Below are 16,559 nucleotides of genomic sequence, written 5' to 3' on the forward strand. Positions count from 1 at the left end.
CTCGTCAATCTTCCAAAGGCAGTTCGATCACCGGGGTCTGCAGCGGGCGGCCATCGAGCCACGCGCGCTGCTCGCGCAGTTGCAAGCGCCCTCGCGCAAACCAGTCGATCGCCTGTGAATAGATCCTGTGTTCCTGCTGCTGAACTCGCGCTGAAAGGCTGCTTTCACTGTCACCGGGCCGTACTTTCACCTGCGCTTGAATAACGAGCGGCCCACCGTCAAGTTCCTCGGTGACGAAGTGCACGCTGCAACCGTGCATGCTGTCGCCAGCCTCCAGCGCGCGGCGGTGCGTATGCAGCCCTCGATACAAAGGCAGCAGCGACGGATGTATGTTCAGAATCCGGTCGGAGAACGCCGCGATGAACCCCGGGCTCAGGATGCGCATGAAGCCGGCCAGCACGACCAGCCGCGGCTGAAAGCTTTCGATCAGCGCGGCGAGCGCCTGGTCATAACTCGCTCGATCGGGAAACTCGCGCGCCGACAGCGAGCGGGTAGGAATATTCATCGAAGCGGCCGTGGCGAGTCCCGCCGCCTCCGCTTTGTCGCTGACGACCGCTCGGATCTCGACAGGAAGATCGCCGCTCGCAGCCCGCTCCGCGATCGCGTGCATGTTACTGCCGCGACCGGAGATCAGGATGACGATGGGCAGTTTGGTCTGCGGTGAGCCGCTGGTGACGGACGTCATCCCGCGTTAGCTGCGAATGACGACGCCGGCGTCGCCACGGCGCACTTCGCCGATGACCACGGGCTTCTCGCCATGCTCGGTGAGCGTGCGCATCGCCTTGTCGCAATGTTCGGCGGCCACGCACACCGTCATGCCGATGCCGCAGTTGAACGTTTTATACATTTCCGCCGCCGGAATGCTGCCAGCCTTTTGCAACCAGTCGAACACCGCAGGTTGCTTCCACGTCTGCGAGCTCAGCATCACTTCGAGCCCATGCGGAATCACGCGCGGAATGTTTTCAGTCAGGCCGCCGCCAGTGATGTGCGCGAAGCTGCGCACCGGCACGGTCTTGGCCAACGCGAGCAACGGCTTCACGTAGATGCGCGTCGGCGCGAGCAGCGCGTCGTACAGCAGGCCGCCTTCGATCTTGGTCGCCGTCGTCGCCTTGCTGGTCTTGATCAACTTGCGGATCAGCGAGTAGCCGTTGGAGTGCGGGCCCGAGGAGGGCAGGCCGATGATCACGTCGCCGGGACGCGTGTTACGGCCGTCGATGACGGCGTCTTTCTCGACGATGCCGACGCAGAAGCCGGCGAGGTCGTAATCGCCCTCGGCATACATGCCGGGCATCTCGGCGGTCTCGCCGCCGATCAGGGCCGCGCCTGCCTGAACGCAGCCCTCGACGATGCCTTTGATCACGGTCTCGGCCACGTCGACGCTCAACTTGCCGGTGGCGTAGTAATCGAGGAAGAACAGCGGCTCGGCGCCCTGAACGACGACGTCGTTGGCGCACATGGCGACCAGATCGATGCCGATGGTGGCGTGCCGGCCGGTTTCGATGGCCAGACGCAGCTTGGTGCCGACGCCGTCCGTTCCGGACACCAGGACCGGTCTCTTGTAGCGGTCCAGCGGAATCTCGAACAGCGCGCCGAAGCCGCCCAGGCCGCCCAGCACCTCCGGGCGCATCGAGCGTTTGACCGCAGGTTTGATGCGTTCGACGAGTTCGTCGCCGGCTTCGATATCGACGCCAGCGTCCTTGTAGGTGATCGGCTCGGAGGGTTGCATAAGTTAAGGGCGCGGGCTCGGCGGGGTCTAGGGTAGGCTGTGTTATTTTACACGCCGTCGGCCGGCGGTGGGACGCTGCCTTGGGCCTGAATGTTAAAGGATGGGTTGCGAGAGATGATCCGGACAAAGGCGTTGATCCCCAGGTGGTCGATGAGTCTGTCGTTGTGCCTGGCGTGGCTGCTGGCCACGGCAGCGCTGCCCGTGGGCGCGGTGACGCTCGGGAATCTCTATGAAACCGATCAGCCGGTGCTGAACAACGCGCGGGAGGCGGCGTTCGTGGACGCCTTGAAGACCGTGGTCGTGCGAGTCAGCGGTCAGCGCGACGCGCCGGCGCGTCTCGGCTCGGCGTTGAACGATCCCCGTAAATATGTCCAACGCTTCGGCTTCACCGCCGACAACGTGCTGCAAGTGGGTTTCGACAGCGTGTCGGTGGATCGGCTGCTGCAGGAGGCGGGTCTGCCGATCTGGGGTCGGGAGCGGCCCGCGACGCTGGTGTTGCTGAACGTGACTGAGTCCAATGGCTATACGCACTGGATCAGCGGCGATCAGCCGAATGCGCAGAAGGACATCCTCGAAAAAGCCGCGCGTGAGCGCGGTCTGCCGCTCAAGTGGCCGGCCGTGGATCCGCAGGGCATGAACGAAACCACCGCACTCGAGGAAGCCGAGCGCTACGGCGCGAACGCGGCGTTGGTCGGCCGCGCGCAGGGCGGGTCGGTGCGCTGGACGCTGATCTCGAGCGAAGGCTCCTCGCAAGTCGGCGGCGGCCTGGAAGAGGGCGTTCATCTGGCGGCCGATACGTTCGCTCGAGTGTTCGCTGCCTCGGGCTCCTCGCTGGGCAACGTCGTGGTCGAGGTGTCCGGCATCGGCGATCTCGACGCCTACGCGAGCACGCTGAATTATCTGGAAGGCATGACCCTGGTTCGCGCGGTCTCCTTGGAGCAGGTGTCGGGCGACACCATGCGCTTCAAGCTCGCGGTGCGCGGCGATGCGTCGACTCTGCGTCGCGCGATCGCGCTCGACAGCCGACTGGTGTCGCAGGACGACGGTGCGGCTCCCGTCGGCGAGCGTCTCACGTTCCGTTATCGTCCCTGAGCGTCGCCTCAACGCGCCTATGCGGCACATTCCCAATGCACTGTGCATTTTGCGCATGCTGCTGGTCGTGCCCATCGCCTGGCTGCTGAACGCGGGCGAATACAAACTCACGCTGTGGGTGTTCGCGTTCGCAGGCTTCACCGACGGGCTGGACGGCTTTCTGGCCAAACGCTGTGGCTGGATGTCGGAGCTGGGAAAGATTCTCGATCCGCTCGCCGACAAGATCCTGCTGGTGAGCGTGTTCATCACTCTGGCGGTGCTCGACATCGTGCCGGTGTGGCTGGCGGCAACCGCAGTGCTGCGCGATGTGACAATCACCGCCGGCGCCATCACTTACAACGCGCTCTATGGCTATCCCCACGGCAACCCGACCGTCATCAGCAAGATAAACACGCTGTGCCAGATTCTGTACCTCCTGCTCGCAGTAGCGGCCAAAGCAGGCCAATGGACGCCGGACACCGCGCTGATGGTGCTGGGCGCGCTGGTGTTTGTGACGACCGTCGTGAGCGGCATCGATTACGTCGTGACTTACACACGTAAGGCGGTCGATGCCAGCCGGCGACAACGCGGGCTGGCGTGATGATTCCATCGCATGGGCAGCTGCCGCTCGGCATCCGCTTGCTCGACAGCTCGGTGTTCGAAAGCTATTTCGCCGGTCGCAATCAGCCGGTGGTCGATGCCTTGCTCGCCTTGCACGCGTCGGACAGAGCCCGTGCGCCCACTTGCATCTGGATTCATGGCGCGCACGGCGTGGGCAAGACACATCTTCTGCAGGCCGTTTGCGCGCGGGCCAGCCGCGAAGGGCGCACGGCTGCTTATCTGCCACTGCCGGATGTGATCGATCTCGGTGAAGAGCTGCTGGCGGGATTCGGCGAGCTCGCCATCGTCTGTCTGGACGATGCGCAGGTCGTGGCCGGTCGCGAACCTTGGGAACGCGCCTTGTTTCGTTTACATCAAGAGCTCGATGAGCGCGGCGGACGATTGTTGGTGGCTGGCGCCATGCCGCCGGCCGCGTTGCCTTTCAAACTGCGCGATCTGGGCTCGCGCCTGAACGGCGGCCTGGTATTGACGCTGCAACCTCTGAACGAGGCCGAACAGATCGCGGCTTTGCAGTTGCGAGCGCAGCTGCGCGGCCTGGAATTGCCGGACGAAGCCGCTCAATACATGTTGCGTCGATTACCGCGTGACATGACTCATCTGTATGCCGTGCTCGACGAGCTGGATGCGGCGTCGCTGGTGGCGCAGCGTCGTTTGACCGTGCCGTTCGTCAAAGAAGTGCTGGAACGTCGACTGACGCCTTAACGCTGTGCCCGCGTCACGCGCAGATAAGCGATCAGCAATACAAACAACACGAACGCGTTGATCAGACACAGGCCCGCCCAGGCGCGCTCCGATGGATTGGCGACGGCTTCGGTGATCCCGACGATCAGAAAAGGCGTGACCGCCAGAGTCATCCACGCGTAGGTGCGTCGATGGCCCGCCAGCAGTCGCGGCAGAGCGAACAACAGCGGGGCGGTCAGCACGGCGAGGACCACAATGTCACCTGCGGACACGCCAGATCGGGTGCGCCAGACGATCAGGCCGGCCATCAACGTGACCATGGTTGCGATCACCGCGAAGCGGGTCCGCTGCACGGTCACGGCGTCGGTGTTCAACATACGTCGATCACTTGGCATTGCCGAGACGGACCGCGAGCTCGGCGACGCGCTTGCCGAGCAGCGCCGCCAGCAAACGTTCGTCTTCGGTGAGTTTGCCCTGCGGGCTCAGGCCGGCCACGTGACTGGCGCCGTATGGAGAGCCGCCGGAGCGAGTGTGGGTGAGCGCGGGTTCGGTGTAAGGCACGCCGACGATATACATGCCGTGATGGATCAGCGGCAGCATCATGCTGATGAGCGTCGTCTCCTGGCCGCCGTGCATGGTCTGCGTGGAAGTAAACACACCCGCGGGTTTGCCGGCCAACTCGCCAGTGGCCCACAACGCGCTGGTCCCATCCAGAAAATACTTCAGGGGCGCGGCCATGTTGCCGAAGCGGGTCGGGCTGCCCATCACGAGACCGTCACATTCGCGCAGGTCGTCGTGGGTCGCGAACGGCGGACCTTCGCTCGGCACCGGCGGCTCCGGTTGCTCTATCACCGTGGTGACTTGCGGAACCGTGCGCAATCTGGCCTTCGCGCCGGTCACAGACTCGATGCCGCGGCACACCTGTCGCGCCAGCTCGGCGGTGCTGCCTTTGCGTGAATAAAACAAAACCAGAATTTCAGCCATGCGCGCGGATGCTCCGAAAAACCGTCGCTGCGCGCGTCATGTGGGATGAATGCAACGCGAGGCTCGCAGTCGAGGCGCGTGCATTGTATTCAGACGCTCCTTGACGGTGTAGATTGCGATTGCTACGGTCGATTGAAAAAATCGCCATGGTAAGCCAGTCATCCCTCCGTTGTTTGGCGCTACTCATGCTTGGAACGAGCATGGGACTGGCTGCGTGCGCCGGCGCTCCCGTGCAGGAAATGAGCAACGCCCGACAGGCCATCAAGGCTGCGCGTGAAGCGGCCGGAGAGTCGGTGGCAGCCCCCGCTTCGCTGATCGAAGCTGAAGCATTGTTGAATCGCGCCGAAGACAGCCTGCAGAAGCGCGCCTACAAACAAGCCCGACGTGACGCCATCGCCGCTCGCGGCAAGGCCGCCGAAGCCCTCAGCTCCACACGGACCGCGGACGATCGGAACGGCGCCGGCTGAGCGCGCATTCATCTCTAATGTCGAACCTCATAGCACGCCGCTGCTATATCTCCGGCCGGGTGCAAGGCGTGTTCTATCGCGCCTCGACTCGTCAGAAAGCCACCGAGCTGGGCTGCGCCGGTTATGCGCGCAATCTGCCTGACGGGCGCGTGGAAGTGCTCGCGGTCGGCGAGCCGCAATCGGTGCAGTCGCTGCTCGATTGGTTGTGGCGCGGTCCGCCGGCGGCGGACGTGAAGCTGGTCGACGTGCAGGAATTGTCGCTGAACGATCTGGATGACGTGCCGGTGGGCTTCGCCCAGCGTTAACGGTATTGCCAGCGATTCGCGAGCCGCACCAGCACCAGGTCGGCGTAGTTACGACGCCCGACGCTGCCGTTGTAGCGGGCCAGCGCCTTGGTGTAGTCGCCCTTTTCCCGATCCAGGTAGAACTTGAGAATGGTAGCGCCCATGCGCACGTTCTGCGGAATGCGCACCAGCTCGGAATTGGTCATGCCCAGCTGATTCGGCCAGAACGGCATCACCTGCATCAGGCCCACCGCACCGGCCGATGACACGGCCCAGCGATCGAACCGGCTTTCCACGTCGATGACCGCCATCACCAGCCCGGGCGGCAGCTGCAGGCGGCGCGCCTCGCAGAACACGTGGTGCAGAATCTCGGCGCGCTCCTGCTCGTTCTTCACCAGCTTGAGCAGCTTCGGCTCCATGGTCGCAAGCCAGACCTTCTCCTCGAACTCATCTTCGAAGCAGGGGGCCTCCTTGAGGGTCTTTTGCAGGAAGCGGCCGAGCGCGGGATCCTGCTGGCGATCGGCCCAAGCGGGTGTCACCGTGGCGATCAGCGCCACCAGGAGCATGGAACGCAGTGCAGTCCTTGTTCGACGAGCCATGAGCGGGTTGGCTGACCGTGTATGTTGTGCGCGTTGCGGGCCGCACAATATCATGGGCATAAACACACATACTTCAGAGCGCGTCACAGCAGGGGTGCCCTGGCCGGAACATGACGCGTGCCGACACATTCAATCTGAATCCCTGGACCGACTGACCGCGACCCAATGGACCCCATGAGCGCCGAATATCACAGCAGCGATGTTGAGCCGGCGGAAACCCGGCGGCCGAGCCGCGGCGTGTATTGGCTGCCCAACCTGTTCACCACGGGCACGCTGTTCGGCGGCTTCTACGCCATCGTCGCCGCCATCGACGGCAATTTCTCCAATGCCGGCATCGCCATCTTCGTCGCCATGCTGGCCGACGGCCTGGACGGGCGCGTGGCCCGCTGGACCAATACCCAGAGCGACTTCGGCAAGGAGTACGACAGCCTGTGCGACATGGTCGCGTTCGGCGTCGCGCCGGCCATCGTCGTGTACCAATGGGGCATCGAGCGCATCTACGGCTATGGCACCTTCTGGGGCAGGTTTGGCTGGCTGGCTTGCTTTTTCTATGCCGTGGCCGCGGCCCTGCGCCTGGCACGGTTCAACTCGCGCGCCGCGACCGCGGACAAGCGCTACTTCGAAGGCTTGCCCAGCCCCTCGGCGGCTGCCACGGTCGCCAGCTTCATCTGGCTGGTGAGCGAATTTCCGGTCACCGGGCTGCCCGCCCTGGCGCTGGCGTTCGCCATCACCATCTGCATCGGCGCCTTGATGGTCAGCAAGTTCTCCTATTGGAGCGGTAAGGAGCTGAACATGCGGGGGCGTATCCCCTGGGTGTATGCAGCCCTGATCCCGTTGATCTACGTGATCGTGTCGCTTGCCCCGGTCTCCCTGTTCACCTTGTTCGGCCTGTATGCGGCCTCCGCCCCGTTGCATTGGGTCTGGCGCAAGGTGACGCGCAAGAAGCGTCCCGTGGAGACTGCCCCCTGACGTTTGCCGATGGTCTAGTGGACCGCGTGCCGGTAAGCTCTCCGGCATAACCATTCACTAGCACCGTCTCGCATGGATTCCCGCCGCCTGGCCTACCTCAAGGCACTCGAAATCGACGTCTGGGAACGTCGAGACGGGAGCGCGCGCGTGTCGGCGCCCCAGGCCGAAGCGGCTCCGGCGCCGGTGGCTCCAGTGATTCCCATTCGCGCGACGCCCGAGCCCGTCATTCAGGCTCGCGCCGTGCCGACGCCGCCGAGCATCGAAGGCGACCCCAGCGTCGCTGCCCTCGGCTGGGACGAGCTTGCAACCGCGGTGCGTTCCTGCACGAAGTGTCCCTTGCATGCCACCCGCACCAACGGGGTGTTTGGCGTCGGCGACCGTCGCGCCCGCTGGATGATCGTCGGCGAGGCGCCCGGAGCCGACGAGGACAAGCAAGGCGAGCCCTTCGTGGGCCGCGCCGGCCAGTTGCTCAACGCCATGTTGAAATCCGTCGGCCTGGCGAGGGAACAGGTTTTCATCGCAAACATTTTGAAATCGCGACCGCCCAACAATCGCGATCCGAAACCCGAAGAAGTGCGCGCCTGCATTCCCTATCTGTATCGGCAGATCGAGCTGGTGAACCCGGCCCTGATCCTGTGCGTGGGGCGGATCGCCGCGCAGACCCTGCTCGAGGTGGACACCCCGATCGGCAAGCTGCGCGGCACGGTGCATAGAATCGCGGCCAACCGCCCGATGGTGGTGACCTACCATCCGGCTTATCTGTTACGCAGTCCGGTGGAGAAGCGCAAATCATGGGCCGATCTGTTATTGGCCATGCGTACCTTCGAGACATTGCAAAGTGGGGCAACGGCGTGAGCGCCGAGCTCGACCGGAGCGCGCTGTATCAAGCGGTTCGCTTCCGGCCGATGACGCTCGTCGACGTCCCCGCCGTCGTCACGGTGGAGCGTGCCTCGTACCTGTTCCCATGGAGCGAAGGAGTGTTTCGCGACTGCGTCCGCGTCGGCTATCTGTGCCGCGTGGTCGAGTTCGAAAGCCAGGTGGCCGGCTACGGCATCATGTCCTACGGCGCCGGCGAAGCGCACATCCTCAATATTTGTATTCGCAACGATCTGCGTGGCGTGGGCGTCGGCCGCCGCCTCATGGATTTCCTGCTCAGCCGGGCGCGCGAGGCGGAAATGCAGGATGTATTTCTGGAAGTCCGCCCGTCCAATCCGGTGGCCATCAAGCTGTACGAATCGCTGGGCTTCGTCAAAGTCGGTGTGCGCAAGGCCTATTACCAGGCCGCCGGCGGCCGCGAGGACGCGCTGGTCTACAAGCGAGTGCTGACAACGACTTGAGCTGGGCCGCAGGCCCGGTCCCCCTCGCCCGTGTGACCCATGCCCTTGCAGGCGGGGCCCCGGTATGGTCAAAAGCCGACACCATCACCGGGGATCGGCTCGATGCAGCTCGCGGTCGCCACCGAAGAACAACGCCCAGGCCTGCTTGCCACCGTTCGAACCCTGCTGCTGCTGCTGATCGCGGCGGATCTGGCGTTCATCGTGCTCCACGTGGTGTACGTCGAGACCTCGCTGCTGCGTGGTCGGCCTTTTTCCCTGGAAGCCGATAACGGACTGCCCGAGGCCTTCCAATACGTCAAACAGTTCTGGATCGCGCTGTGCATGCTGGCTTTGTTTCGTCGCAGTCGCGGACTGGTGTATCTCGGCTGGGCGATCGTGTTCACGTTCCTGTTGCTGGATGACGCGGTCCAGATTCATGAGCGATTCGGCCGATGGCTGGGCGAGCACTATGCGCTGCCGGTCGCTTTCGGCCTGCGCCCCGACGACATCGGCGAGCTGTTGTTTGCATCGGCCGTCGGCGGCGTGACCGTCCTGCTCATCGGGTTCGGTTTCTGGCGCGCCGATGCCGATGCACGCACCGTCACACGCGATATGGCGCTTCTCGTCGTGGTTCTCGCCGCGCTGGGCGTCGGTGTCGACATCCTGCATGCGATCACCTACTTCAAGGCGCCCATGCTGGGTCAGTTGCTGCTGATTCTCGAAGATGGCGGCGAAATGCTGGTGGTCAGCGGCATTGCCGCCTACATCTTCAACGTCCTGATCCACGAAGGACGTGCGCCCGTGGCCTTGTGGGCTATCATTCGCGACTTTGCCAGCCAACGCTTGGCTTCTCGCGCCTGAGCCCGATCCCATCGGGCGGCCCGCGGGGAGCGGAATCGCCCCAAATCGCTCATGTCAGAAGATCTAACTGCCCGAGAGATAAGCAAAAGACGAACTTTTGCCATCATCAGCCATCCGGACGCCGGCAAGACCACGCTGACGGAAAAGCTGCTGTTGTTCGGCGGCGCCATTCAGCTGGCCGGCACCGTCAAGGGCCGCAAGGCGGCCCGGCATGCGACCTCGGACTGGATGGCGCTGGAACAGCAGCGCGGTATCTCGGTCACCTCCTCGGTCATGCAGTTCCCTTACGACGGCCACATGGTCAACCTGCTGGACACGCCGGGCCACGAGGACTTTTCCGAAGACACCTACCGCACGCTGACCGCGGTGGACTCGGCGCTGATGGTCATCGACTGCGCCAAGGGCGTCGAGGAGCGCACCATCAAGCTGATGGAAGTGACCCGCCTGCGCGACACGCCCATCATGACGTTCATCAACAAGCTCGATCGCGAGGGCCGCGAGCCCATGGAGCTGCTGGATGAAATCGAAAAGGTGCTGAAGATCTCCTGCGCGCCCATCACCTGGCCGATCGGCATGGGCCGCGATCTGCAGGGCATTTATCACCTGATCGAAGATCGCATCTACATCTATCAGGCGGGCGAGAAGGGCCGGGCGGGCACGCACGCGACCATCGACAAGCTCGACAGCGACGCGGCGACGGAGTTTCTCGGCGCACGCGCGCAGGCGTTTCGCGACGAAGTGGAACTGGTGCGAGGCGCTGCGCCCGAGTTCGACATCGAGCAGTATCTGGCCGCGAAGCAGACTCCGGTGTTCTTCGGTTCGGCCATCAACAACTTCGGCGTGACCGAGTTGTTGTCCTCGTTCGTCAAACATGCGCCGGGGCCGCAAGCGCGCGAGACCACCGGCCGCGTGGTGGAGCCGATGGAAGAAAAGCTCAGCGGCTTCGTGTTCAAGATTCAGGCGAACATGGATCCGGGCCATCGCGACCGCATCGCCTTCATGCGCATCTGCTCGGGCAAGTACTCGCGCGGCATGCGGTTGTTTCATGTGCGGCTCGGCAAGGAAATGCGCATCAACGACGCGCTCACGTTCCTGGCCGCCGATCGTCAGCACACCGACGAGGCGTTCGCGGGCGACATTCTCGGTCTGCACAACCACGGCACCATCAACATCGGCGACACCTTCACCGAAGGCGAGTCGTTGATGTTCACGGGCATCCCGAACTTCGCGCCGGAAATGTTCCGTCGCGTGGTGTTGCGCGATCCGCTGCGCATGAAGGCGCTGCAGAAGGGCCTGGATCAGTTGTGCGAAGAGGGTGCGACTCAGGTGTTCCGGCCGCTACGTAACAACGATCTCATCCTCGGCGCGGTCGGCCAGCTGCAGTTCGACGTGGTGGCGTTCCGCCTCCAGGACGAATATTCGGTGCAGGCGTCGTTCGACAACGTGAACGTGTTTACCGCCCGCTGGGTGTACGGCAAGGACGCCAAGAAGCTGGACGAGTTTCGCACTAAAGCCTACGAGAACCTGGCGTTGGATCATTCCGGCGCGCTGGTGTATCTCGCACCCACCCGCGTCAATCTGCAACTCACCCTGGAGCGCTGGCCCGACCTGGATTTCCGCGAAACGCGTGAACATCTGGCCGCCGCGGCGTAACGAACTAAACAGACATGAAGTCGCCGCTGATCACCAAGAAGGTCTTCGCCTGGGCGTTGTACGACTGGGCGAACTCGTCGTTCGCGACCACGGTGATGGTCGTGTTCTTTCCGCTGTTCTTCAAGCAGTACCTCACGGCGGATCAGGACGCGACCACCAGCACCTTCTGGCTCGGCATCGCCAACGGCGTGTCCAGCTTCGTGCTGGCCGTCATGGCGCCATGGCTCGGCGCGATGGCCGACCGGGGCAGCGCGCATCTGCGCTTCCTGGCCGCGTTCACGGCCATCGGCGTCATTCCGACGGCGATGCTCGCTTTCGTGGGCGCCGGTGAATGGCAGGCCGCGGCGCTGTTGTTCGCGGTCGCATCGCTCGGCTTCTGGGGCGGTTTGATTTTCTACGATTCAATGCTGATCAAGGTCGCGCCGCCAAAGCGTATCGATTCGGTGTCGGGCTTCGGTTATGCACTCGGCTATCTGGGCGGCGCGCTGCTGCTCACCGTCAACGTACTGATGTTCTCCAAGCCGGCGCTGTTCGGTCTGGCCAGCCCGGAGGCGGCGATTCGCGCGTCCTTTGTTTCCGTCGCGGTGTGGTGGATGCTGTTCGCGATCCCGATCTTTCGTTCGTTTCCTCGCACACAGGACAGTACGACCGTGGGCGCCGGACGTGCTTTGCGTGAAGGCTTTCAAGAACTGGCGCGCACTTTCAAGGAAGTCCGCAAGTACCGTGCGGTGATTCTGTTCCTGCTCGCGTATTGGATGTACATCGACGGCGTGAACACCATCATGAAAATGTCGGTGGACTACGGCCTGGCGCTGGGCTTTTCGGCGGACACCCTGATCTCGGGCATCCTCATGATCCAGTTCATCGGGTTTCCCGCGACGCTGCTGTTCGGCGCGCTCGGCGACCGCATCAGCCCGCTGGTGGGCATTTTCGTGGGCATCGGTGTGTACGCCGCGGTGACTTTCTATGCGGTGTTCATGACTCAGGAGACGGAGTTTTATTTCATGGCCGCCGCCATCGGTTGCGTGCAGGGCGCGACTCAGGCCATGAGCCGTTCGTATTACGGACGGTTGATTCCCGCCGACCGCGCCGGCGAGTTCTTCGGCTTCTACAACATGATGGGCAAGTTCGCCGCCGTGCTGGGGCCGCTGCTCATGGGCACCACGGCGTTGCTCACCGGCAATTCGCGGATGGCGATTCTATCGGTCGCGTTGCTGTTCGCAGGTGGGGCCATCGTGCTCGTCGTCGCTGCCCGCGCCGCGCGCGACGTCACGCCTGCAACTGGTTTACCAGAAACTTCAGCCGGCTGAGTTGCGTCGGCAGCGGCGTCGGGCCGTAGCGCAATCCCACGTACACCGAGCGGACTTCGGCGAGTTGGACGGCCAGCTCAGGGCGCGCCCGCGCGGCGCGCGTCACATAGTCGTTCGGTCCTTCGTGCGGTAAGCGCGGCACCCCGAGTTTCGCGAGTTTGCGGCAGAGCTGCTCATACACGTGCGCCACGGGATCGCGCGCTCGTGGCTTGAACTTCCACGCCAGGTACGCCGAAAGCACGCCGAAGAAGCCGAGCAGCGCGAGGATCATCGCCACGCCGAGATATTCCCAACGCGGATCCTTGATGTTGAGCTTCTCCAGCAGCCAGGCTTGCTGAGACGTGCCGAACTGCACGACCTGGTCGTTCCAAAAGGTATTGGCCGCGTCCCACGCCATGCGCATTTTGGAAAGCAGCGCGCTCTGACGCAGCGTTCGACCCGGAACCTCTTCCGACTCGGCGATGGCTGCGTCCAGCCCGCGCTCGATGCGCTCGGGCGCGATCGCCGCGGTGGGGTCGATGCGTTGCCAGCCTCGGCCTTCCAACCAAACTTCCGACCAGGCATGCGCGTCGGACTGACGCACTTGGAAGTAGCCGCCCATCGGGTTGAACTCGCCGCCTTGATAACCCGTGACGATGCGAGCCGGAATGCCGGCGGCGCGCGCCATCACGGTGAAGGCCGAAGCGAAGTGCTCGCAAAAACCGCGCCGGGTGTTGAACAGAAAGTCATCGACCGCGTTCATATCGAGCGCGGGCGGCTGCAGCGTGTAATAGAACTCTTCGCTGCCAAACTTGGTGAGCACCGACTGGATGAACGCTTCATCGCTGCCGGCGCGCTCACGCATCTGCTTTGCGAGCTGAACGGTGCGCACGTTGCGATTGGAGGGAAGCATGGTGTCGAAATGCCGCAGATCGCTACGCAAGGGCGTCGCCGTGATGTAGGTCGGGTTCGACTCGAGATCGAACGACGTGGGCACGGTGATCTGCGGCTGCCGTGCGTACAGCTGAAAGTCGCCAGTTCGAAACGCGCGCTCCCGGCTCCAGTCTGTTGCCATGTCGAGCGGGAAAATCCAGTTTCGTTCCTGCGGCTCGAGCGTGATGCGATATCGATAGGTGGCGCCCGACGACACGATCTCTTGAGGCGAGTACGGCGTGGCGACGCGACGCCACGTGCGACCGTCGAAGTGATGCAACACCGGGCCGCGCCAGTACCGTTCCCGCGCTGGCGGTGGATCGCCCTGGAACTTCACCCGAAACGCGGTGGCGCTGGACAGGCTCAGCTCCGACACGTCGCCGGGAGTCATTTCCTCGCTCAACCCGGTGAGCGCTTTTTCGCGCGGCGGCACGGCCCAGAACTGGCCCGGCAGGCGCGGAAAGAATAGGAACATCAGCACTGCGAGCGGCAGCGCCTGCAGACACATCTTCGCGGTGGCGCCGGCGGCTTCCCGGACGGACATCGCTTCTGTCTGGTGGATGCGCATCAGCGTCGCTGTGAGCAGCCATGCCGTAAAGATCATGTACGGCAGCAACAGCATGTTCTGGTTGTAGAGGAATGCGGCGAACAGCGCGAAGTAGGCCAGGAACACCACGACCGTGAGGTCGCGAACGGACTGTGTCTCCAGCAGTTTCATGCCCGCCATGATGATGAGCAGCGACGTGCCGGCGTCGATGCCGTTGATCGTGCGGAAACTCACGAGCACGCCGATCAGCGAGGCAAACGCGAGGGCGGTGCGTGCCCACCTCGGTGGCAGCGGCCAGCGTTTGACTTCGATGACCATGCGGGCGGCGGTCGCGACGCCTGCGATCAACAAGGTCCAGATCGCGATGTGATCTACATGCGGCAGGACCGACAACGTCAGGCCGGCGATGACCCACGGCAGCCGTTGCCCGAGCGGCGTAAGTTGTTGCAGTCGGATTGTCAGCGCCACGCTCATGGCTCGAACAATGCCAACGCGGTGAGGCAGCGTTGCCGGTGCGCCGGCCCGATGTTCGCTGGGATTTCCAGATCCGGCAGCTTCAATGCGAAGGCGCGGCCCTCGGCGTAGGCGTCTTCGATCCAGCGGGCCAGTTGTGACAGGCGCGCTTCCGTGCTCATTCCGCTCAGCACCTCCCAATCGAAAACGTGTGACGTGACAGCAGTGCCGGCGTAGAGCTTCACGTGCAGGCCTTGCTCACGCGCATAGGCCTTCCATGCGATGCGGCGTGGTGAGTCGCCAGGATGGAACGGGCGCGTGCCAGCGAATTCTTCGTCGCCTCGCGTCGAGTCCTGCGCGCCGCCGGTATCTGTTTCCACGGGCGGCGCCGACAGTCCGCGAGGGCTGGGTTTCGGATACACCACGCACGTCAGTTTCATGTGCAGGTGAGACCACGCCCGGAACAAGCCGAACGGATGTTTGGTGACGATCTCGAAATGATCGAGCGCCAGCAGGCCGCGGCGAGGCGCGGGCATTTGCAGTTCGAACACACCGCGTCCGTTGGCCGGCACGCGCAGGGGCGGAGCCTCGCCATGATCGTTGGCGACGGTGAGCTCATGGCGGGCGAGGGGCGCGGTGTTCTCCAACGCGATATGAAACTTCGCTACGTCGCCGGCGAACACCGGGTCGCTGATGGCCGAGCGCACGATCAATCCGGACAGGTTGCGGTGGGCGTGATGCATGGCGGTGAGCGCCAGCGAGCCGAGCAGGAACGTCAGTCCGAGCGCGAGATTGTTGGCGTAGTTCATCGCGCCGATGAACATTGCGAACAGCATCGCTGCGAACGCGATGCCGAGGCCGCTCGGGATGATATAGATGCGTCGGCCCGGCAGCGTCAAAGGATCGGGATCCACGCCGTGCTTCTTGAAAGCCCAGCGCCGCGAGACTTGGCGCAGCCGGCGGACGACGCCGAAATTGAATTTCAGGGCCACCATTTCGGCGCAGTGACCGTTACGGTACCGGGACTTCCTTGAGCACGAACGCGCCCACTTCGGTCGCCGTTTTGGGCGCGGACTCATCACGCGGTTTGAGGCGATGGCCCACGACGGCGGCGAGCACGGCTTGCACGTCTTCGGGGACCACGCCCTGATGACCGTGAATCAGTGCCCAAGCCTGCGCGGCGCGAAGCAAACCGATGGCGGCGCGAGGCGAGATGCCCGCTTCGAACAGAGGAGACTCGCGCGTGTAGCGAACGATGGCCTGCACGTAGTCGAGCAACGCATCGGACACGTGAACCTTGGGCACCATGGTTTGCATGAGTAGCAATTGTTGCGGCGACACCGTCGGCGCGAGTGTGGCCACCAGATCGCGACGATCCTGGCCGAGCAGCAGCTGACGCTCCAATGCCGGATCGGGATAGCCGAGCTCGATGCGCATCAGGAATCGATCGAGCTGCGATTCGGGCAGCGGATAGGTGCCGATCTGATACACCGGATTCTGCGTGGCGATCACGAAGAAGGGGGCGGCCAATGGATAAGTCGCGCCGTCGGCGGTGACCTGATGTTCTTCCATGGCTTCGAGCAACGCGCTCTGCGCCTTGGGCGTGGCGCGATTCACTTCGTCCGCCAGCACCAGCTGCGAGAACACCGGGCCTTTGTGGAACTGGAACGTGCTGGTGTCACGATCGAACACGGACACGCCGATGATGTCGGCGGGCAAGAGGTCGCTGGTGAACTGGATGCGTTGATAGGAGAGACCCAGCGATTCGGCGAGCGCATGCGCGAGGGTGGTCTTGCCGACGCCCGGAATGTCCTCGATCAGCAGATGGCCGCGCGCGAGCAGGCACGAAATGCACAACCGGATCTGGTGCTCCTTGCCCAGGATCACCCGATTGAGCTGCGCCGTCGTATTGGCGATCAGCTCGATGGGGTCGGCCTGCGTGATCAGAGTAGGGATGGCGGAATTCATGCGCTCTCCGGCTGCGGTCGCCGGCCAGTGTGTTTAGTACGGCGCGAAATGCAAGTAGGTAGTTCGCATTCGCGTCAACGCGCATGACAGATTCGCCAATTGGCGACGCGGAAACGGTGGCGCTTTCGACCAAGCGC

The 16,559-nt window shown here is 63.7% G+C and carries 19 protein-coding genes; 11 read left to right on the plus strand and 8 right to left on the minus strand.

Features of this window, described 5'->3' with window-relative positions; all coding sequences use genetic code 11:
* Positions 1-4: 4 nt before the first annotated feature.
* A complete protein-coding gene (purN, locus tag VGD45_RS05290; protein WP_331154226.1) occupies positions 5-685 on the minus strand; it encodes a phosphoribosylglycinamide formyltransferase in 681 nt (226 codons plus the stop codon).
* A gap of 6 nt (positions 686-691) precedes the next feature.
* Positions 692-1,726 (minus strand): phosphoribosylformylglycinamidine cyclo-ligase, encoded by a 1,035-nt coding sequence (gene purM, locus VGD45_RS05295; RefSeq protein ID WP_331154227.1) that lies wholly within the window; start codon positions 1,724-1,726, stop codon positions 692-694.
* Between the two features lie 150 nt (positions 1,727-1,876).
* Between purM and VGD45_RS05300 the strand changes: the two genes are divergently transcribed.
* The 3 genes from VGD45_RS05300 to hda are packed head-to-tail and all read left to right on the plus strand — an operon-like array spanning position 1,877 to position 4,120.
* Positions 1,877-2,818, plus strand: a complete 942-nt coding sequence (locus VGD45_RS05300; RefSeq protein ID WP_331154228.1) for a DUF2066 domain-containing protein — start codon at positions 1,877-1,879, stop codon at positions 2,816-2,818.
* Positions 2,819-2,837: 19 nt separating this feature from the next.
* Positions 2,838-3,398, plus strand: a complete 561-nt coding sequence (locus tag VGD45_RS05305) for a CDP-alcohol phosphatidyltransferase family protein (RefSeq protein ID WP_331154229.1) — start codon at positions 2,838-2,840, stop codon at positions 3,396-3,398.
* Positions 3,398-4,120 carry a DnaA regulatory inactivator Hda gene (gene hda, locus VGD45_RS05310; RefSeq protein ID WP_331154230.1) on the plus strand — a complete coding sequence of 241 codons (723 nt, stop codon included), beginning with the start codon at positions 3,398-3,400 and terminating at the stop codon, positions 4,118-4,120. The genes VGD45_RS05305 and hda overlap by 1 nt, the downstream gene beginning before the upstream one ends.
* Here the strand turns inward: hda and VGD45_RS05315 are convergent.
* Together VGD45_RS05315 and wrbA are read right to left on the minus strand one after the other, a co-directional pair.
* Positions 4,117-4,476, minus strand: a complete 360-nt coding sequence (locus VGD45_RS05315; RefSeq protein WP_331154231.1) for a DUF2069 domain-containing protein — start codon at positions 4,474-4,476, stop codon at positions 4,117-4,119. The two genes, hda and VGD45_RS05315, sit on opposite strands and share 4 nt — an antisense overlap.
* Positions 4,477-4,483: 7 nt before the next feature.
* The gene (wrbA, locus tag VGD45_RS05320) at positions 4,484-5,083 is read right to left on the minus strand and encodes an NAD(P)H:quinone oxidoreductase (RefSeq protein WP_331154232.1); all 600 of its coding nucleotides are present in this window, start codon (positions 5,081-5,083) and stop codon (positions 4,484-4,486) included.
* A gap of 200 nt (positions 5,084-5,283) precedes the next feature.
* Here wrbA and VGD45_RS05325 point away from each other — a divergent pair, with 200 nt between their 5' ends.
* Positions 5,284-5,550 carry a hypothetical protein gene (locus VGD45_RS05325; RefSeq protein WP_331154233.1) on the plus strand — a complete coding sequence of 89 codons (267 nt, stop codon included), beginning with the start codon at positions 5,284-5,286 and terminating at the stop codon, positions 5,548-5,550.
* Positions 5,551-5,567: 17 nt separating this feature from the next.
* Entirely contained in the window at positions 5,568-5,855 is a 288-nt protein-coding gene (locus VGD45_RS05330) for an acylphosphatase (protein ID WP_331154234.1), read from the plus strand.
* Here VGD45_RS05330 and VGD45_RS05335 read toward each other — a convergent pair.
* Complete coding sequence (locus VGD45_RS05335; protein ID WP_331154235.1) at positions 5,852-6,433, minus strand: lytic transglycosylase domain-containing protein; 582 nt, start codon at positions 6,431-6,433, stop codon at positions 5,852-5,854. The genes VGD45_RS05330 and VGD45_RS05335 overlap by 4 nt on opposite strands.
* A gap of 174 nt (positions 6,434-6,607) precedes the next feature.
* Here VGD45_RS05335 and pssA point away from each other — a divergent pair, with 174 nt between their 5' ends.
* From pssA to VGD45_RS05365, 6 genes are all read left to right on the plus strand, one after another.
* On the plus strand, positions 6,608-7,402 hold the full coding sequence (gene pssA, locus VGD45_RS05340) for a CDP-diacylglycerol--serine O-phosphatidyltransferase (protein WP_331154236.1): 795 nt from the start codon (positions 6,608-6,610) through the stop codon (positions 7,400-7,402).
* Between the two features lie 72 nt (positions 7,403-7,474).
* On the plus strand, positions 7,475-8,257 hold the full coding sequence (locus tag VGD45_RS05345) for a uracil-DNA glycosylase (RefSeq protein ID WP_331154237.1): 783 nt from the start codon (positions 7,475-7,477) through the stop codon (positions 8,255-8,257).
* On the plus strand, positions 8,254-8,739 hold the full coding sequence (gene rimI / locus VGD45_RS05350) for a ribosomal protein S18-alanine N-acetyltransferase (protein ID WP_331154238.1): 486 nt from the start codon (positions 8,254-8,256) through the stop codon (positions 8,737-8,739). The genes VGD45_RS05345 and rimI overlap by 4 nt, the downstream gene beginning before the upstream one ends.
* Before the next feature lie 102 nt (positions 8,740-8,841).
* Complete coding sequence (locus tag VGD45_RS05355) at positions 8,842-9,579, plus strand: hypothetical protein (protein WP_331154239.1); 738 nt, start codon at positions 8,842-8,844, stop codon at positions 9,577-9,579.
* A 51-nt stretch (positions 9,580-9,630) separates the two neighbouring features.
* Positions 9,631-11,232, plus strand: a complete 1,602-nt coding sequence (locus tag VGD45_RS05360; RefSeq protein ID WP_331154240.1) for a peptide chain release factor 3 — start codon at positions 9,631-9,633, stop codon at positions 11,230-11,232.
* 14 nt (positions 11,233-11,246) lie between these two features.
* Complete coding sequence (locus tag VGD45_RS05365) at positions 11,247-12,542, plus strand: MFS transporter (protein WP_331154241.1); 1,296 nt, start codon at positions 11,247-11,249, stop codon at positions 12,540-12,542.
* Here VGD45_RS05365 and VGD45_RS05370 read toward each other — a convergent pair.
* Genes VGD45_RS05370 through VGD45_RS05380 form a run of 3 tightly spaced genes read right to left on the minus strand, consistent with a single transcriptional unit; the run spans position 12,502 to position 16,422 of the window.
* On the minus strand, positions 12,502-14,469 hold the full coding sequence (locus tag VGD45_RS05370) for a DUF3488 and transglutaminase-like domain-containing protein (protein WP_331154242.1): 1,968 nt from the start codon (positions 14,467-14,469) through the stop codon (positions 12,502-12,504). The genes VGD45_RS05365 and VGD45_RS05370 overlap by 41 nt on opposite strands.
* 2 nt (positions 14,470-14,471) lie before the next feature.
* The gene (locus VGD45_RS05375) at positions 14,472-15,449 is read right to left on the minus strand and encodes a DUF58 domain-containing protein (RefSeq protein WP_331154243.1); all 978 of its coding nucleotides are present in this window, start codon (positions 15,447-15,449) and stop codon (positions 14,472-14,474) included.
* 16 nt (positions 15,450-15,465) lie between these two features.
* Positions 15,466-16,422, minus strand: a complete 957-nt coding sequence (locus VGD45_RS05380; protein WP_331154244.1) for a MoxR family ATPase — start codon at positions 16,420-16,422, stop codon at positions 15,466-15,468.
* Positions 16,423-16,559: the final 137 nt, after the last annotated feature.

The organism is Steroidobacter sp., from assembly GCF_036402275.1.
GTDB lineage: Bacteria > Pseudomonadota > Gammaproteobacteria > Steroidobacterales > Steroidobacteraceae > Steroidobacter.

Excerpts from the sequence above, each read along its gene's own strand:
- wrbA (WP_331154232.1), bottom strand. The coding sequence starts at position 5,083 with ATGGCTGAAATTCTGGTTTTGTTTTATTCACGCAAAGGCAGCACCGCC.
- VGD45_RS05380 (WP_331154244.1), bottom strand. The coding sequence starts at position 16,422 with ATGAATTCCGCCATCCCTACTCTGATCACGCAGGCCGACCCCATCGAG.
- VGD45_RS05345 (WP_331154237.1), top strand. The coding sequence starts at position 7,475 with ATGGATTCCCGCCGCCTGGCCTACCTCAAGGCACTCGAAATCGACGTC.
- VGD45_RS05375 (WP_331154243.1), bottom strand. The coding sequence starts at position 15,449 with ATGGTGGCCCTGAAATTCAATTTCGGCGTCGTCCGCCGGCTGCGCCAA.
- VGD45_RS05300 (WP_331154228.1), top strand. The coding sequence starts at position 1,877 with ATGAGTCTGTCGTTGTGCCTGGCGTGGCTGCTGGCCACGGCAGCGCTG.
- purM (WP_331154227.1), bottom strand. The coding sequence starts at position 1,726 with ATGCAACCCTCCGAGCCGATCACCTACAAGGACGCTGGCGTCGATATC.
- VGD45_RS05315 (WP_331154231.1), bottom strand. The coding sequence starts at position 4,476 with ATGTTGAACACCGACGCCGTGACCGTGCAGCGGACCCGCTTCGCGGTG.
- purN (WP_331154226.1), bottom strand. The coding sequence starts at position 685 with ATGACGTCCGTCACCAGCGGCTCACCGCAGACCAAACTGCCCATCGTC.
- VGD45_RS05305 (WP_331154229.1), top strand. The coding sequence starts at position 2,838 with ATGCGGCACATTCCCAATGCACTGTGCATTTTGCGCATGCTGCTGGTC.
- pssA (WP_331154236.1), top strand. The coding sequence starts at position 6,608 with ATGAGCGCCGAATATCACAGCAGCGATGTTGAGCCGGCGGAAACCCGG.
- VGD45_RS05355 (WP_331154239.1), top strand. The coding sequence starts at position 8,842 with ATGCAGCTCGCGGTCGCCACCGAAGAACAACGCCCAGGCCTGCTTGCC.
- VGD45_RS05330 (WP_331154234.1), top strand. The coding sequence starts at position 5,568 with ATGTCGAACCTCATAGCACGCCGCTGCTATATCTCCGGCCGGGTGCAA.
- VGD45_RS05335 (WP_331154235.1), bottom strand. The coding sequence starts at position 6,433 with ATGGCTCGTCGAACAAGGACTGCACTGCGTTCCATGCTCCTGGTGGCG.
- hda (WP_331154230.1), top strand. The coding sequence starts at position 3,398 with ATGATTCCATCGCATGGGCAGCTGCCGCTCGGCATCCGCTTGCTCGAC.
- VGD45_RS05360 (WP_331154240.1), top strand. The coding sequence starts at position 9,631 with ATGTCAGAAGATCTAACTGCCCGAGAGATAAGCAAAAGACGAACTTTT.
- VGD45_RS05325 (WP_331154233.1), top strand. The coding sequence starts at position 5,284 with ATGGGACTGGCTGCGTGCGCCGGCGCTCCCGTGCAGGAAATGAGCAAC.
- VGD45_RS05365 (WP_331154241.1), top strand. The coding sequence starts at position 11,247 with ATGAAGTCGCCGCTGATCACCAAGAAGGTCTTCGCCTGGGCGTTGTAC.